At 63.9% G+C, this 15,998-nt stretch carries 13 protein-coding genes; 9 read left to right on the top strand and 4 right to left on the bottom strand.

Annotated features, from left to right (window positions below):
• Positions 1 to 769 precede the first annotated feature (769 nt).
• Complete coding sequence (locus B2W55_RS06640; RefSeq protein ID WP_024579653.1) at positions 770 to 985, top strand: hypothetical protein; 216 nt, start codon at positions 770 to 772, stop codon at positions 983 to 985.
• Positions 986 to 1,064: 79 nt separating this feature from the next.
• On the opposite strand, the gene ilvD is transcribed toward B2W55_RS06640, so the two are convergent.
• The 3 genes from ilvD to B2W55_RS06625 form a co-directional block, all read right to left on the bottom strand.
• Complete coding sequence (gene ilvD / locus B2W55_RS06635) at positions 1,065 to 2,909, bottom strand: dihydroxy-acid dehydratase (protein WP_024579654.1); 1,845 nt, start codon at positions 2,907 to 2,909, stop codon at positions 1,065 to 1,067.
• A gap of 270 nt (positions 2,910 to 3,179) precedes the next feature.
• A complete protein-coding gene (locus B2W55_RS06630; protein WP_051404250.1) occupies positions 3,180 to 4,097 on the bottom strand; it encodes a phosphotransferase family protein in 918 nt (305 codons plus the stop codon).
• A 314-nt stretch (positions 4,098 to 4,411) separates the two neighbouring features.
• On the bottom strand, positions 4,412 to 5,005 hold the full coding sequence (locus tag B2W55_RS06625; protein ID WP_080891061.1) for a DUF1989 domain-containing protein: 594 nt from the start codon (positions 5,003 to 5,005) through the stop codon (positions 4,412 to 4,414).
• A 604-nt stretch (positions 5,006 to 5,609) separates the two neighbouring features.
• Here B2W55_RS06625 and B2W55_RS06620 point away from each other — a divergent pair.
• The 3 genes from B2W55_RS06620 (at position 5,610) to B2W55_RS06610 (ending at position 7,709) form a co-directional block, all read left to right on the top strand.
• Positions 5,610 to 6,167, top strand: coding sequence for a carboxymuconolactone decarboxylase family protein (locus B2W55_RS06620; RefSeq protein WP_024579656.1), 558 nt, complete (start codon positions 5,610 to 5,612; stop codon positions 6,165 to 6,167).
• A 4-nt stretch (positions 6,168 to 6,171) separates the two neighbouring features.
• A complete protein-coding gene (locus B2W55_RS06615) occupies positions 6,172 to 7,035 on the top strand; it encodes an SDR family NAD(P)-dependent oxidoreductase (protein ID WP_024579657.1) in 864 nt (287 codons plus the stop codon).
• Between the two features lie 248 nt (positions 7,036 to 7,283).
• Positions 7,284 to 7,709: a GFA family protein gene (locus B2W55_RS06610; RefSeq protein ID WP_024579658.1), complete on the top strand. Its 426-nt coding sequence runs from the start codon at positions 7,284 to 7,286 to the stop codon at positions 7,707 to 7,709.
• 18 nt (positions 7,710 to 7,727) lie between these two features.
• On the opposite strand, the gene B2W55_RS06605 is transcribed toward B2W55_RS06610, so the two are convergent.
• Positions 7,728 to 8,735: a LysR family transcriptional regulator gene (locus B2W55_RS06605; protein WP_244442141.1), complete on the bottom strand. Its 1,008-nt coding sequence runs from the start codon at positions 8,733 to 8,735 to the stop codon at positions 7,728 to 7,730.
• 172 nt (positions 8,736 to 8,907) lie between these two features.
• Between B2W55_RS06605 and B2W55_RS06600 the strand changes: the two genes are divergently transcribed.
• The 5 genes from B2W55_RS06600 to B2W55_RS06580 all read left to right on the top strand — a co-directional run bounded on the left by B2W55_RS06600 (position 8,908) and on the right by B2W55_RS06580 (position 15,951).
• Positions 8,908 to 9,840 carry an ABC transporter permease gene (locus B2W55_RS06600; protein ID WP_244442142.1) on the top strand — a complete coding sequence of 311 codons (933 nt, stop codon included), beginning with the start codon at positions 8,908 to 8,910 and terminating at the stop codon, positions 9,838 to 9,840.
• Positions 9,841 to 9,925: 85 nt separating this feature from the next.
• Positions 9,926 to 10,951, top strand: coding sequence for a sugar ABC transporter substrate-binding protein (locus B2W55_RS06595; protein WP_024579661.1), 1,026 nt, complete (start codon positions 9,926 to 9,928; stop codon positions 10,949 to 10,951).
• A 211-nt stretch (positions 10,952 to 11,162) separates the two neighbouring features.
• On the top strand, positions 11,163 to 13,295 hold the full coding sequence (locus tag B2W55_RS06590) for an ABC transporter permease subunit (protein WP_024579662.1): 2,133 nt from the start codon (positions 11,163 to 11,165) through the stop codon (positions 13,293 to 13,295).
• Entirely contained in the window at positions 13,295 to 14,416 is a 1,122-nt protein-coding gene (locus tag B2W55_RS06585) for an SMP-30/gluconolactonase/LRE family protein (RefSeq protein ID WP_024579663.1), read from the top strand. Before B2W55_RS06590 ends, B2W55_RS06585 begins: the two co-directional genes overlap by 1 nt.
• Positions 14,413 to 15,951, top strand: coding sequence for a sugar ABC transporter ATP-binding protein (locus tag B2W55_RS06580; protein ID WP_244442143.1), 1,539 nt, complete (start codon positions 14,413 to 14,415; stop codon positions 15,949 to 15,951). Before B2W55_RS06585 ends, B2W55_RS06580 begins: the two co-directional genes overlap by 4 nt.
• Positions 15,952 to 15,998 lie beyond the last annotated feature (47 nt).

The raw sequence follows: 15,998 nt of genomic DNA, 5'->3' as shown, positions 1-15,998 counted from the left end.
GAGAGGGGTGGCCCCGGGCGAGATCATTGATGAAGCCACGGCTGTCGCAATTCGCACCCCGTGTCGTTCAAGCCCGCAGTGAGAGAGCACCCGTGTGGTACCCCTCTCCCTAGCCCTCCCCCGCAAGGGGGGAGGGAACCCTGCCATGGTGCATCCCTCACCAGAGAGGTGGGCCGTAGCCGCGCCCGGCCAAAATGTCGAAAACAACCCCATGCAAAGCAGGTGGCGGCTGTCGCGTTCGGTCAGGCACCTTGACGCGTCGGGCAACTCAGCGGTACATTTCCAATATTCCGAAATCGTGGAGTGGGCCGCCTTGAGGCCATCCACCGGTGCGTTCCGCACGCGGAGGGCAAGCCGTGCGCAAGCGCCGCTGCATCCGAAAGCAGCGGAGAAAATCTCCTTCGCCAATGCCTCGATCGGGGCAATAAACCCACTGCCAAAGCCCCGTCCGGCAGCGCGGTCGTTGTTATTTCCCTTGAGATATCGACGGCTTAGCCGGAAATCGCCATCTTCTCGCCGTGCCCGACCAATCCGGGCACGGAAGGAAGACGTATCATGCGACAGGTCCAGTCATTGCTCCGCAACGCGCCCGCACGGATCGGCCGCCGTCTTGCGCAGATCGTCGCGATTGCCGCCGCCAGCCTGCCGCAGGCCGGCGCCTAGTTTTCCCCCGCTGCGACGCTATGTGCGTCGAATTAACTCAGTCCCACCTCGCGTCGGTGCTAGCGTGTGATCCCCGGGCTCTGCCGGTGCAGCAGGGAGGGTTTCCATGTCACGCTTCGTCGTTCACTTCATGAAGGACGTGCTCGGTGGCAATGGCCGCCAGCGCGAGGTCTGTCAGGGCGCGCTCGAGATCGACGCCGTGAGCGAAGGTCAGGCCACCGAAATGGCCAAAGTCAAATTCTGCCAGGAACAATCGCTGTGCGACTGGTCGCTGCATGCCGACCGCATCCGGATCGATGCGGCCGACTTGCACGTGAGCTGATCAGACGGGTTTCGTGCGTGGCCTGCGGGAATCACCTCTCCCCGCTGGGGAGAGGTCAGGGAAGCTGCGGGCGCCGCGATCACTCCGGCAGGATGCGCACCGCGCCCTTGGCGGCGCTGCTCGCGAATGCCGCGTAGGCCTTCAGCGCGGTGGAGACGGCGCGCTTGCGCGGTGCCGCCGGCTTCCACGCGGCGTTGCCCTTGGCGTCCATCGCCGCACGGCGACGCTTGAGCTCGGCATCGTCGACCGCGAGGTGGACCTTGCGGTTCGGGATGTCGAACTCGACGATGTCGCCTTCCTCGGCGAGACCGATCAGGCCGCCTTCGGCGGCTTCAGGCGAGACGTGGCCGATCGACAGGCCCGACGATCCGCCGGAGAAGCGGCCATCGGTGATCAGCGCGCAGGCCTTTCCGAGCCCCTTCGACTTCAGATAGCTGGTCGGATACAGCATCTCCTGCATGCCGGGGCCGCCGCGCGGACCCTCATAGCGGATCAGCACCACGTCGCCGGCCTTCACCTTGTTGGTGAGGATGCCCTCGACCGCCGCGTCCTGGCTCTCGAAGATGCGCGCCGGGCCTGAGAATTTCAGGATGCTCTGGTCGACGCCGGCGGTCTTCACGATGCAGCCGTCCTCGGCAAGATTGCCGAACAGCACGGCGAGGCCGCCGTCCTTGGAATAGGCATGCGCGGCGTTGCGGATCACGCCGTTCTCGCGATCGGCGTCGACCTCATCGAAGCGGCTGTTCTGGCTGAAAGCCTCCTGGGTCGGCACGTTGCCCGGTGCGGCGCAGTAGAAGTTGCGCACCTTGTCGCTTGATGTCCGCATCACGTCCCAGCGGTTCAGCGCGTCGTCCAGCGTCGTGCTGTGCACGGTCGGGCCGTCGGTGGTGAGCAGCTTGGCGCGGTCGAGCTCGCCGAGGATCGCCATGATGCCGCCGGCGTGATGCACGTCCTCCATGTGGACGTCCTGCACCGAGGGCGCGACCTTGCAGAGCACCGGCACCTTTCGGGAAAGCCGGTCGATGTCGTTCATCGTGAACGGCACTTCGCCTTCGCGCGCCGCGGCGAGCAAATGCAGCACGGTGTTGGTCGAACCGCCCATCGCGATGTCGAGCGTCATCGCGTTCTCGAACGACTTGAAGTTCGCGATGTTGCGCGGCAGCACCTTGGCGTCGTCCTGCTCGTAATAGCGGCGGGCCAGATCGACGATCAGATGGCCGGCCTCGACGAACAGGCTCTTTCGGTCGGCATGGGTCGCCAGCACCGAGCCGTTGCCGGGCAGCGCCAGGCCGAGCGCCTCGGTCAGGCAGTTCATCGAATTCGCGGTGAACATGCCGGAGCAGGAGCCGCAGGTCGGGCAGGCCGAGCGCTCGATGGCCTCGACCTCTTCATCCGTGACGTTGGAATCGGCGGCCGCAACCATGGCGTCGATCAGGTCGACTGCGCGCTTCTTGCCCTTGAGCAGGATCTTGCCCGACTCCATCGGGCCGCCCGAGACGAACACGGTCGGGATGTTGAGGCGCAGCGTCGCCATCAGCATGCCGGGGGTGATCTTGTCGCAGTTGGAGATGCAGACCATGGCGTCGGCGCAATGCGCGTTGACCATGTATTCGACGCTGTCGGCGATCAGCTCGCGCGAGGGCAGGCTGTAGAGCATGCCGTCATGGCCCATCGCGATGCCGTCGTCGACCGCAATGGTGTTGAACTCCTTGGCGACGCCGCCGGCCTTCTCGATCTCGCGCGCCACCAGCTGGCCGAGATTCTGCAAATGAACATGGCCGGGCACGAACTGGGTGAAGGAATTGACCACCGCGATGATCGGCTTGCCGAAATCCTCGTTCTTCATGCCGGTGGCGCGCCAGAGGCCGCGTGCACCCGCCATGTTGCGGCCGTGGGTGGTGGTGCGGGAGCGATAGGCGGGCATCGTAAATCCTTGGGCTATGGCCATTTTTTAAGGGAGATGGCAGCCCTTATGCCTGCCCGTGGGGGCGGATTCAAGCGCGGAACCGCATGGCTGAGCCCCGCAATTCGGGCAATGCCGCGCCGCCGGCTTGAGCTCGGTTGGTCAGGTGCATCTGGCCAAGCTACAGCTGTATCCGGCCAAGCTAGAAGGGAGTCCATTTTGCCGAGGAATCGGCGGAGAGCTTACTCTTGTTGAGTCCATCTTCTGGACAAAGCTGAGTCGAAGGGAAGGCTACTTTGCAGTGCGCGGCCTTAGCCTCGCTGCCACCTCGTCACAGCGCTTCATGGCCCAGCAAAGGTCAGGAATTTCTTTCGCGATGGCGCATTCATAGACTTGCGCGAGGCCGATCCGCAACTGGTAGCAACCCAGCGCGAGCGCATCGTGGGAGAGGTCGGGGCAATGGTCCTCAAGGAAGCGCGCTTGCGCTTCCATGCAAGCAAGCCATGGACGCCAAAAGAAGATGTTAGCAGCGTCATATAGAGGATCACCGAACATCGCCTCGCTCCAATCGATCACGCCCGTGATTGTCACGCCATCAGTCAGGACGTTGTTTGACCCAAAATCCGCATGAACCAGCCTTCGTGTTTCTGGGCACCCTGACAACAGGTCTTGTAACTTGCTCATATGCTCGGCGCACCAGCGCGAGCTCACCAGCGCATTGACGCGGCTCCAGTCATACCGATGTGGATCGGCGACGGCCGCCAAGAAATCCCTCCAGTGCGTGTGTTCACCGACACCACGGGAATCGAACGGACCGAAGCCCGCCGTCTCGGGAAGTGGCGCATCGGCGACCGCCTGCATGGCTTGGGCCACCGCCGCGGTCACGCCCGGCAACGCTGCTGGCGCCAGGTCCTGCAGCGTTACGCCTGCCGCGCGCCTTGAGATGCAGTATGGTAGATCTTCTGTCTCACCTATCAAGACTATTTCGGGGATCGGCAGAGCGGCTGACCCGAACTGTTGATGGCAATATGCATCCTTATGGAATCCTGACGGGGACCGGTTTGCGCGGACGATGAACTCCTCGCCACCGACACGAATGCCGAAAGCCAGCGACTCCTCACCCGGCGAAACGCGGTGCACTGCGGACACATGACCAAAGTCGCGTGTCACAGCCGCCAATATGGTGTCTTCGGAGATTGCAGGTCTCATAACTTCTTCCCAGTTGAACGCTTGCGGCCCAGCAAGGCTGTTGCGATTTGGGGTGTAGAACTTGCATCGTAGCACCGGTCATTGTTCGACCAGGCGAGCTTCAAGTGCAGCCCTAACGAAGAGGTCATGGAGATCATCCAGGGCGGATCGGTGTCGTGGCAGCCTGGGCGACAGCGAGGATTGGGATTCTAACCTGATACGCTTCATCATTTGAGTGAAAGCTCAGTGACCCAGTAGGCCATGTCAACGATGATCCGCGAACGCTGCTACTCCAATCAACGCTGGATGAAATCCCCATGGTAGGCCACCCTTTGCTAGGTGATGGTGACTTCTATCGATGTGCATTTGCTGCCGTTGGTCGGATGAAAATCAACTGAGCAAGCCGTTACAACTATGAGCAGATCGTCCTCGGCGCGAAGAACAACGTAACCGCCTGGTGGGTTGATAGAGGGGAGTACCTCCAATCGTCCGTCTGGCCGCGGGGGCGAGTTCTGAAAAAGATTCACGGGGTCTGGAACAGTAGGCAGCGTGACACCTGCGCGCGACAATGCTTTCAAGAAATTGTCCCGGCAATTGGGATGCCCGTGGAGGCCGGCCCTGACGTAGAGCGCATCGTCGCAGGGTGGAAAGAGCATATCATGAGGTCCGGGAGAGCCGGATTCAATCAGCGTCAACAGCGGTTTGCTTTGCTTGCTGTAGAAGCTATCTCCCACATCTGGAAACATCTTTTCATTGATGTCCCGGGTATGACCAGTGCTAATCCAGTCCATGGGCTCCCTTGATGTAATCGCCCAGAAGTCGGCCACCTGCTGTCCGTCTGGATCGGTCACGGTGATATGTTCGCCACATGCAACTCGGATGGAGCAGCCACTCTGAGGCTCGACGACGTAGTTTCGCGGCGTTTTCATCTTGCCAATCGCTTTCTGGAAGGTTGAGTGTCCGGGAAAGTGGGCCTGCTATACGGTTGCTCCAAGACAGTCTGGATTGGCTCCATTGCACGGAGCGGCAATCGTGTCGGTCGGTTCGGCCGTCCTATTCTTGCCGGTGTATCTCGCCGTAAACGGCTTTCGCGTTCCAGCTGCTCCGCTTTCGGACATTCTCTTCCAAGCCACGTTTCAGGGTATTGCCGCAACTGTTCTTTCTCTATTTCTGTACGGCAAGGCGATAACAATCCTTGGCGGATCGGCGGGAGCGGCATTCGGAGCGCTTGTGACCGCGCTTGCACGGGATCTCGAAAATCGACGACGATGCTGCTCTAAACCGCTTCAGACGCAGGTAGAATATGGGTGCAGAAGGCGGTCTCAGCGAAACGACTCAGCCTTGTCCGGAGAATCAGCATTTTCGACTCAGGCCTACCTGGATATCAGACTCACCTCGCGGGTCCGACTCACCCGTTTTCGCGGGGAGTGGACTCAGCTCTACATTGGCCGGACAAGGTGCATTAGGTGGACGCGCCGGCAAGCCGGACGAAGCACGACGAACGACAAACAACGAAGAACAAGGGAGAGATGCGTGGCAAGGCTGCCCCTGATTGATCCGGAGACGACCGGCGGAGACCTCCGCGCCGCATTCGACCGCATGCCGGTCAAGCTCAATATCTTTCGCATGATGGCTCATGCCGAAGCCAATGCTTTGCCCGTGATGCGGCTCGGCAATTCGATCCTGCACAAGCAGAAGCTCTCCGCGGTCAACCGAGAGCTCTTGATCCTGCAAGCCGCGCAGCTCGAGGGCGGCGCCTATGAATGGCGGCAACACGTGCCGATCGCGCTCGGCGTCGGTGTCACCCAGGCGCAGATCGATGCGGTCGAGCGCGGCCACTACGACGATGCCGCGCTCAACGACGCCGAACGAGCGCTGCTCGGTTTCGGCCGCGAGGTGGTCGAGAAGGTGCGGGTCGGCGATGCCGCTTTCGCCGGCGTTCGCAAGCATTTCAGCGATCAGGAAATCGTCGAGGCGATCGTGGCGCTCGGCTTCTACATGATGATGGCGCGGCTGACGGAAGCGACCGAGACCGACCTCGATCCGGCCGCCGGCATGGCGGTCTATGAAGGCGGCAAGAAGCGGAGTTGATGGGATGTCGGAGACTTCGCAAGAGACTCGGCAAGATTCGAAGCCGGAGCGTTATGTCCGTCCGCTGAGCGCTGAATCCTCCGGCACCGCGCCGGGCAGGGGGCGCCTCCAGGGCCGCCGCATCCTGGTGGTGGGCGGCGGCCAGCGCGTGTTCGATGCCGCGACCGATCCGATCGGCAATGGCCGCGCCATGAGCCTGTTGTTCGCGCGGGAGGGCGCGCAGATCGCGGTCGCCGACCTCAGCCGCGCCTCCGCCGAGGACACGGTCGCGCGGATCGCGGCTGACGGCGGCCGCAGTTTCGCGATCGCAGCTGACGTCACCAGGGAGGCCGACGTCATCAGGATGATTGACGAAGCTCATCACGGGATGGGTGGGCTCGACGGCATGGTCCTGAACATCGGCACCTTCGGCAAGACCGGGCTCGACAATGTCAGCGCGGAAGAATGGAACAGGATCTACGACGTCAATGTCCGCGGGCCGATGCTGTGCTGTCGCGCGGCGTTGCCGAAATTCGACGACGGCGGCTCCATCGTCTTCATCTCCTCGATCGCGGCGCTGAAGGCCGGATCGCAGATGGCGGTCTATGATTCCTCCAAGGCCGCGCTCGGTGGGTTGATGCGCAACATCGCGCATGGCGGCGCGCGGCGCGGCATCCGCGCCAACCTGGTCTATCCCGGCCTCGTCGACACGCCGAACGGCCGCGAGGCCGGCGCCGGCCGGCCGTCGCGCGGCAAGGGCCACGTCCCGTTCGGCCGCCAGGCGACGGCGTGGGAGATCGCCTATGCCGTGCTGTTCTTCATGTCGGACGAAAGCGTCTATGTCACCGCGCAGACGCTCGCGGTGGATAGCGGGCTGAGCGGGCTCTAAAGCGGGATGAGTTCGAGTTGAATCGGCTCGGCGCGGCGTTGGCTCACCTCTCCCCGTCGGGGAGAGGTCGGCGCGAAGCGCCGGGTGAGGGCTCTTGGCCTTTCGATAGACCGTAGCTGGCGCGTTTTCGTCACGCCGAACCTCCGTGTTAGTTTTTCTCACAGGATGCGCGAGTTCTTGCCGGTTGTCCCATCTGAACTTTGCGGATAGGTCGAGGCGTGGGCGTGGTCTGGACAGGAGACGGCAACATGGCGGGCGATACGAACGTTCGGGCAGGTCAGTGTCATTGCGGGGCAGTGCGCTTCGAGGTGACACTCAGCGATGGCTTCAATTCGATCCGCCGTTGCACCTGCTCTTACTGCCGCATGCGCGGCGCTGTCGTCGCCATGGCGGAAATGGGTGGGATCAAGTTCCTGCAAGGCGAGGACGCGTTGACGAGCTACCGCTTCCACACCGGATCGGCGCAGCACTTCTTCTGCTCCCGTTGCGGGATCTACACGCACCATCAACGGCGATCCGACCAGAGCCTCTATGCGGTCAACGTGGCTTGCCTCGACGGGCTGAGCCCGTTCGATTTCCCCGAGGTGCCGGTCATGGATGGCGTCAACCACACCAACGACACCGGCAAGCCGACGCGGCGCGCAGGCACGCTGCGCTTCATCCCGGCCGACTAGCCATCGCCATTCGCCTGACTACTCGGCGGCGAGACTGGTCGGGATCGGGACACCCACCCTGGGGCGCGCCTTCGCCGCACGCTGGGTCTTCTTGCCGAAGCGGCTGCCGGCCAGCAGCGCCGCCGCGGCGCGCAACTGCTCGCGCAGCCATTGATTGGTGGTGTCGCCCTCGGCGGTGGCATGCCAGTAGAGATAATTGACGTGCGGGCTGATCGGGAACGGGCAGGGGAAGCACTGCAACAGCCCGGGGTCTTCCAGCACCGAGGCGGCGCTTTCCGACGCCGTCAGCAGCATGTTGCTGCGGCTCACGACGTGGCACGCGGTGGCGAAATTCTGGCAGGTCAGGCGAACGGCGCGCTTGAGGCCGAGGCGCTGGAACTGGAAATCCTCGAACGACAGGCCGCTGCGCCGCGACGTCACGCAGACATGCTCCATGCGCAGATAGGCCTTCTTGTCGAGCCTTTTGCCCAGCTCTGGATGGCCGCGCCGGGCGAACACGGCGATGTGTTCGGTCAGGATCTGCTCGCGCCGCACCTCGGTCGAGAGCGGCAGCAACGTGTCGATCGCGACATCCAGCGTGCCGGCGGCGAGTTCCCGTTCCAGATTGTTGCGCTCGCTGCGCACCGTGGCGATCTCCACCAGCGGCGCGACGGCGCTGATGCGGTTCACCAGTGCGCTCAGCATCGGCGCCTCCAGATTGTTGCGCAGCCCGATCACGAACCGCTTCGGCGTCTTGGCCGGATCGAACCGGTTGGTGTGGGTCAGCGTGGTCTCGAGGCCGTTGAGCGCCTGGCGTACGGTGGTGATGATCTGGCGTGCCAGCGGGGTCGGCGTCATCACGTGATGGCGGCGCACGAACAGCGGATCGTTGAACATCGCGCGCAGCCGGCTCAGCGCGTGGCTCACCGCGGGCTGGGTCAGATTGAGGCGGAAGCAGGCGCGGCTGACGCCGCCCTCGGTATAGATCGCGTCGAACACCACGAACAGGTTCAGGTCGACGTCGCGCACATGCATGGAAATGATCAATCCGTATCCGTCGAATGCATTTGACGAATATGAGTTGGCGCTCTTAAAGTCTCAAGCAAAATAATACCTGGAGGAAACGATGAGCGTGCAATCGCCATCGCGCGGCGTTGCTGTCCCTGCGGCATCATCTCGCTCGGGCGCAATGTTTGCAAAGCCGAGCCAGGAGCAGATCGTGCTCTTGATCACGATCGCGCTTCTGGTCGTGTTCGGCCTGACGTTGAACGGCTTTGCCACCGTCTCCAATCTCTTGAATTTGCTGCGCAGCATTTCCATCCTCGGGGTGCTCGGCCTCGGCATGGGGCTGATCGTGATCAGCCGCGGCATCGACCTCTCCGAGGTCGCGATCATGGCAGGTTCCTGGGCTATCGCGCTGATCTACATGCAGAACGGCATGCCGGTGTTCACCGCGGTGCTGCTGGCGCTGGCGATCGCGGTGCTGATCGGCGTCGTCAACGGCGTGATGGTCGCCTTCGTCGAGGCGCCGGCGCTGTTCGTCACGCTGGCCGCCGGCTTCGTGATCTATGGTCTCGCGTTCTGGATCGCGCCGGCCTGGGTGGTCTATGCGCCGAAGGATGCGCCGGGCCTGATGTATCTCGGCGCCGGACGGCTGTTCGGCATCCCGGTTCCGATCCTGGTGTTCGCGGTCTGCGCGATCGCGATGCATTTGTTCCTGTCGCGCACCTCGATCGGCCGCTTCATCTATGCGCAGGGCGACAATCCGGAGGCCGCGCGATTGACCGGCATTCCATTGCGGCCGCTGATCGTGCTGGAGCACGTGCTGGTTGCAGTGCTCGCCTGGATTGCAGGCCTGGTCTGGGTCGGCACGACGGGCAGCATGCAGATGGCGATCACGCAGGGCACCATGATCTTCGACGTCGTGCTCGTCGTCGTGATCGGCGGCATCAGCCTGATCGGCGGCCGCGGCAGCGTGTTCAGCGTCGTGGTCGGCTGCGTCCTGATCGGCACGCTGCTCAACGCCTTTACCATCATGGACGTCAACAGCGAGGTGCAGAACATCATCAAGGGCGTGGTGCTGCTGGCGGCGATCGTGCTCGACAACTGGCTGCATCCCCGCGACGAGGAGACTGCGCGGCAAGGGGACTGAGACAAGGCGACCGAAGATGCCCCTGCGCCAACAAAAACAAGAACAATTCCAAATCAATCATAAGAATTTCTGTGTGGAGGAGACGATGAAGACGACCAAGTTCTGGACGATCCTGCTTGCCGGGGTGGCGGTTGCCGCGATGCCCTTCGCGGCGTCGGCGCAGGAGGAAGGCACCAAGGCCGGGCGCGAACTGCGCGCTGCCTACGACAAGGCGCTGCAAGGCAAGACCATCGCCTATCTGCCGATCGCGCTCGGCGTGCCGCTGGCCGACGAATGGGGCCGCGTGCTGCAAGAGGAAGCCGAATGGCGCGGCATGAAGTACAGCGTGCGCGATCCCAACAACAATCCGTCGGCGATGCAGCAAGCGCTCACCGCGCTGGTCGACCAGAAGCCCGACGTGCTGGTGGTGCAGAACCCGAGCGTCACGCTGCTGATGAAGGACCTGAAGCGCGCCGAGGCCCAGGGCACCCATGTGATCCAGGTCAACATGGCCTCGAACTACAAGTCGAGTGCCTTCGTCGGCGTCGACTGGCGCGAGATCGGCAGGATGCTCGCCAACGAGGCCGTCAAGGCTTGCGGCACCGGCTCCGGCAAGTCGGGCAAGGTGCAGATCGTGCAGGGCGAATTGACCGCGGCGGCCAGCGTCGACCAGGTCGGCGCCATCATGGAGGTCTTGAACAAGGATCCCAACATCAAGGTGGTCTCGAACCAGGCGGCGAACTGGGACGCCAACACCGCGCTCAACGTCACCGCGACGGTGATCCAGCAGCATCCTGATCTCTGCGCCTCGATCGGGTTCTGGGGCGTGATGCAATCGGGCGCGGCGCAGGCGATCCGCAATGCCGGCAAGATCAACGACGTCAAGGTGTTCGCCTCTGGCGAAGGCTCGCAACTCGATTGCGACCAGGTCAATTCGGGCAATTTCTACAAGTTCCTGAGCTACAAGGCGACCGAGCAGGGCCACGATCTGATGTTCGCGGCCGAAACCCTGCTGATGTCCGGCGACAAGCCCGGCACCAAGAACCTGGCCTATTACACGCGTCCGGTCTGGATCGATAAGAGCAATGCCGCGCAAGGCGGCACCTGTTTCGCGCTGCCGAAGAAGAACTAACAAGGCGCGGAGCAGCCGGCGCGGGGGGCATTCCCGCGCCGGCTGTATCAAGAGCACGATCCGGATGGCCTCGCGACCAACGCGAAGCATTTGCGGGCGACGTGCTCGATCGAGGGACGCGGTCGTGATGCGCCTGATCGCATCGTGATCCAGAGCATGGCCCGGAACGCGTGGATCATGCTCAATCAAAGGAAGTGCTCTGGCGATGTCGATGGCAGTTGATTCCGTTGCCGCATCGGTGCGGCGGTTCTCACCCCGGCTCCTGCTGTCGGAGCTGTTGCTGAAACAGTGGTTCGAGCCGGTCGTTCCCTTCACCGTGATGGTCGGATTGTGGGCCTATTTCGCGCTCACCATTCCCGACTACGCCTCGGTGCAGAACTCGGTGTCGCTGCTGCGGCTGTTCGCCGAGTTCGGCTTCGTCGCGCTCGCGATGGGCTTCTGCCTCGTTACCGGCGGCATCGACCTGTCGGTCGGCGCGATCTTCGCGCTGTGCAATTTCGCGGCGCTGTATTTCCTGCTGGTGCGCGAATGGCCGGTCGGCCTCGCGGTGCCGGCGACGCTCTTGGTCGGCGCGCTGCTCGGCAGCATCAACGGCTTCCTGATCGGCTTCCTGAAGACCCGGCCGTTCCTCACCACGTTGGTGACGCTGATCATCCTGCGCGCCTCGGTCAATCTGCTCAACACCAGCTACGCCCAGGTGTTCGCCACCAACTCGGTCGAGAGCGACGCCTGGGATTTCATCGGCGGCGGCAGCGTGCTCGGCATTCCCATCAATGCGGCGACGCTGTTCGTGGTGCTGTTGATCTGCCACATCTTCCTGTCGCGCTCGCGCTATGGCTGGCATCTCACCGCGATCGGCGCCAGCCGCAAGGCCGCGCGCCATGCCGGCATCCGCGTCCGCCTGATGCTGTTCATGACCTATGTGCTGTCGGGCACGCTGTGCGCGGCGAGCGGCATCTTCTACGCGGCACGCCAAGCCTCGACCGATTCCACCACCGGCGTGGGCTGGGAATTCCAGGCGCTCACCGCCGTGGTGCTCGGCGGCGTCTCGCTGGCCGGCGGCAAGGGCACGGTGTGGCGGGCGATGATCGGCGCGCTGATCATCTTCCTCCTGATCAACGGCCTCGTCCGCATGGGCATCCCGGGCTACGTCACCTCGGCGGTGACCGGCATGATCCTGCTCGCCGCCGTCGGCATCGACGTCAAATGGTCGAAGAACCGCGGCAAGGCGATCCAGAAGATCTATGTCAATCCGGCGTTCGTGCCGCTGGCCTCGGCGCCGGCGGTGAAGCCCGGCGCGGCATCGCCCTACGCGCAGAACGACCGCCTGATCCACGCGCAGGCGATCGGTGTCGACCAGGTCGAGGGGCCCGAGGACGTCATCCTCGATCGCCAGGGCCGGCTCTACGGCTCGACCCGCGACGGCAATGTGATCCGCTTCTCCGGGCCTGACTTCAAGACCCGCGAGGTGTTCGCCCATATCGGCGGCCGGCCGCTCGGCATGCAGTTCGACCGCGACGAGAACCTGATCGTCGCGGTCGCCGGCATGGGCGTCTACGGCGTCGCGCCCGATGGCCGCATCTTCAAGGTCACCGACGAGACCAACCGCACCTGGTACAAGCTGAACGACGATTCGCGCCTGCGCATGGCCGACGATCTCGACATCGCACCCGACGGCAAGATCTATTTCAGCGACTGCACGACGCGCTACGAGATGACCACCAATACCCTCGACATCCTCGAGGGCCGGCCGAACGGCCGTGTGGTCTGCTACGATCCGGCGACCAAGACCACCCGCACGGTGATCAACCACTTCTATTTCCCGAACGGGATCTGCGTCTCCCATGATGGCAAGTCGATCCTGATCGCGTCGACCTCGCTCTGCAAGGTGTTCCGGCACTGGATCGATGGCCCGAACAAGGGCAAGACCGAAGTGCTGATGGACGAGCTGCCGGGCAATCCCGACAACATCAACCGTGCCTCCGACGGCACCTACTGGCTGGCGCTGGTCGGCATCCGCACCCCGACGTTCGATCTCGCCGCGCGCAAACCCGGCTTCCGGCTGCGCATGGTCAAGCAGGTGCCGACCGACGAATGGTTGGCGCCGGCGCTCAACCATGGCTGCGTGCTGAAGTTCAACGAGAAGGGCGAGGCGCTGGAATCGTGGTGGGACCCGACCGGAATCTCGCATTCGACCCTGACCTCGATGCGCGAGCACCAGGGCTATCTCTATCTCGGCGGGTTGGAGAACAACCGGATCGGCCGCATCAAGCTCGACGGCGTCGACGACAGCTGGACCGGCTACGATGCCTATTGGGGCGCCAAGAGCAGGGTGACGACATAATGGGATTCTTCGATCATCTGCTGCGCGATATCAGGAGCGTCATCGACCGCGACGGCGGCCAGAACGCGATCCCGCCGCTCGACGGCGCGCTGAGCCCGAACGACCGGCTCGACACCGCGGTGCCGATCGGCGAGCCGCTGCCCGGCATCGACGACGTGATCGCCGCCGGCGACGGCGCGATCTATGTCTCCGCGGGCCACAAGGTGCTGAAGCTCAGCGGCGCGGATCTCTCGACCCGTACGGTCGTGGCCGAGTTCGAGGACGATGCCGGCGGGCTCGCGCTGCATCCGGACGGCCGGCTCTTGGTCTGCGTCGCGGGCAGGGGCCTCGCCGCGATCGATCCCGCAAAGCCTTCGCCGCGCTGGCTGGAGACCGCCGGCGGCAGTGCGCTCACAGGGCTGCTGTCGGTCACGGCGGCGCCCGATGGCCGCATCTATGCGGTGGAAGGCAGCGCCGGACGCCGCCCGGACGAGTGGCGGCACGATCTGATGGAGAAGCGCGCCAATGGCCGCCTGATCGGCTGCGGCGCAGGGCTCGACAATCCGCAGGTGCTGCTGTGCGACCTGCCATATCCCTATGGCGTGTTGGTATCGGCCGACGGCAACAGCCTGTGGCTCACCGAGAGCTGGGCGCATCGCCTCAGCCGGTTCGCGCTCACGGCCAACGGGCTCGGCCCGCGCGAGACGATCGCGGCCAACATGCCCGGTTATCCGGCGCGGCTGCATCCGGACGGCCATGGCGGGCTGCTGCTCAGCGTCTTCGCTCGCCGCACCCATCTGATCGAGTTCGTGCTCAAGGAGGACGATTTCCGCGAGGAGATGATGGCGACGATGCCGCCTGAATACTGGGTGGCGCCGGCGCTGGTCGGCGGCAGCGATTGCCTGGAGCCGATGCAGATCGGCAGCGTCAAGGCGCTCGGCATTCAGAAGCCATGGGCGCCGCCGCGCTCCTACGGCCTGCTGGTGCATCTCGACGCCGAAGGCGAGGCAACCGACAGCCTGCACAGCCGCGCCGGCGGCCGCTTCCACGGCATCACCGCTGCTTGCGCCACGCCCTCGGGCATTGTGATCGCCGCGCGCGGCGGCGGCCGTCTGCTGCGCTATACGGGAGAGCTGCGATGAATGACGGCGTGATGCAGGCGGCTCCCGACAGCCCGGCCCAAGCCCGCGAGCCGGTGCTGCGGATCAGCAACGGCTCCAAGATCTATGGCGGCGTCCATGCCATCGAGGGCGTCAATTTCGATCTCTATCCCGGCGAGGTCCATGCGCTGGTCGGCGAGAACGGCGCCGGCAAGTCGACGCTGTGCAAGGCGATCGCGGGCGCGATCAATCTCACCTCCGGCGACTATCTGCTGGACGGCAAGCCTGCCAATTTCGAGCAGCCGCGCGACGCGCTCGATGCCGGCATCTGCATGGTCTATCAGGAGACCAGCCTAGTGCCGACCATGACCGCGGCGCAGAACATCGAGCTCGGCAACGAGAAGCTCTTGACGCGCTTCCGTACCCTGAACATCCAGGCCCAGCAGTTGTTGCAGTCGCTCAACTTCCACGTCGATCCGGCGACACCGGTGGCGCTGCTCGGCACCGCCAAGAAGCAGATGGTGGAGATCGCGCGCGCGATCTACAACAAGGCGCGCATCATCATCTTCGACGAGCCGACCGCATCGCTGACGCCGGAGGAGATCGTCCATTTCTTCCATCTGGTGCGCGATCTGCGCGCCCGTGGCGTCTCGATCATCTACATCTCGCATGCGTTGGAGGAATCGCTCCAGATCGCCGATCGCATCACCGTGCTGCGCGATGGCAAGCTCGTCATCACCGCGCCTGCCAAGCAGCTCACCCGCGACGCGCTGGTGCAGCACATGGTCGGCCGCGAGGTGGCGCAGGCGGTCTATGGCGGCAAGGCCAACACCCATCAGCGTCGCGAGAAGGTGCTCACCGTCGAGAACGTCACCATGGGCATGGCGGTCAAGAACATGTCGTTCTCGGTCTATGCCGGCGAGGTGGTCGGCATCGCCGGCCTGATCGGCTCCGGCCGCACCGAGATCGCCAAGATCATCTACGGTGCGCTGAAGCGCAACCTGGTCAATGGCGGCACCATCCGGCTGCGCGGAAAACCGATCCGCTACCGGGTGCCGCGGCAGGCGATCAATGACGGCATCGCCTACATCACCGAGGACCGCAAGGCCAACGGTTTCTTCGAGACCATGGTGGTCGACGACAACGTCTATCTCGGCAGCCTCGCCACCAGGAAAGGCTGGAGCTTCCTGCTGTCGCGCGCGAAGCGCAGCAAGCTCGCCAATTACTGGGTCGAGCGACTCAAGATCAGCGCGTTGCAGCGCAAGGCGCGGATCATCGAGCTGTCCGGCGGCAACCAGCAGAAGGTGGTGCTGGCCAAGACGCTGGTGCAGGAGCCGTCGATCATCATCTTCGACGAGCCGACCCGCGGCGTCGACGTCGGTACCATCCCGCATATCCACGGCGAGATCCGCCGGCTTGCCGACGAGGGCAAGGCGGTGGTGGTGATCTCGTCCTATTTGCCGGAGATCCTCGCGGTCTCCGACCGCATCCTGGTCGCCCGCACCGGCCGCATCGTCGCCGAGTTCGACGCCGCCGACGCGACCCAGGACAAGATCCTGTACGCCGCGGTGCATTGAGCCGCGACGCGGGCCTGCTCTCTCTCCATCGTCATTCCGGGGCTCGC

This window comes from Bradyrhizobium sp. UBA2491, assembly GCF_002341725.1.
Taxonomy (GTDB): domain Bacteria; phylum Pseudomonadota; class Alphaproteobacteria; order Rhizobiales; family Xanthobacteraceae; genus Bradyrhizobium.
The sequence above is the reverse complement of the archived record's forward strand: the minus strand, read 5'-3'. Positions and strand labels throughout refer to the sequence as shown.

Bases quoted from the DNA above. Each gene is read 5' to 3' on its own strand.
- B2W55_RS06640 (WP_024579653.1), top strand. From the start codon at position 770: ATGTCACGCTTCGTCGTTCACTTCATGAAGGACGTGCTCGGTGGCAAT.
- ilvD (WP_024579654.1), bottom strand. From the start codon at position 2,909: ATGCCCGCCTATCGCTCCCGCACCACCACCCACGGCCGCAACATGGCG.
- B2W55_RS06630 (WP_051404250.1), bottom strand. From the start codon at position 4,097: ATGAGACCTGCAATCTCCGAAGACACCATATTGGCGGCTGTGACACGC.
- B2W55_RS06625 (WP_080891061.1), bottom strand. From the start codon at position 5,005: ATGAAAACGCCGCGAAACTACGTCGTCGAGCCTCAGAGTGGCTGCTCC.
- B2W55_RS06615 (WP_024579657.1), top strand. From the start codon at position 6,172: ATGTCGGAGACTTCGCAAGAGACTCGGCAAGATTCGAAGCCGGAGCGT.
- B2W55_RS06610 (WP_024579658.1), top strand. From the start codon at position 7,284: ATGGCGGGCGATACGAACGTTCGGGCAGGTCAGTGTCATTGCGGGGCA.
- B2W55_RS06595 (WP_024579661.1), top strand. From the start codon at position 9,926: ATGAAGACGACCAAGTTCTGGACGATCCTGCTTGCCGGGGTGGCGGTT.
- B2W55_RS06590 (WP_024579662.1), top strand. From the start codon at position 11,163: ATGGCAGTTGATTCCGTTGCCGCATCGGTGCGGCGGTTCTCACCCCGG.
- B2W55_RS06585 (WP_024579663.1), top strand. From the start codon at position 13,295: ATGGGATTCTTCGATCATCTGCTGCGCGATATCAGGAGCGTCATCGAC.
- B2W55_RS06580 (WP_244442143.1), top strand. From the start codon at position 14,413: ATGAATGACGGCGTGATGCAGGCGGCTCCCGACAGCCCGGCCCAAGCC.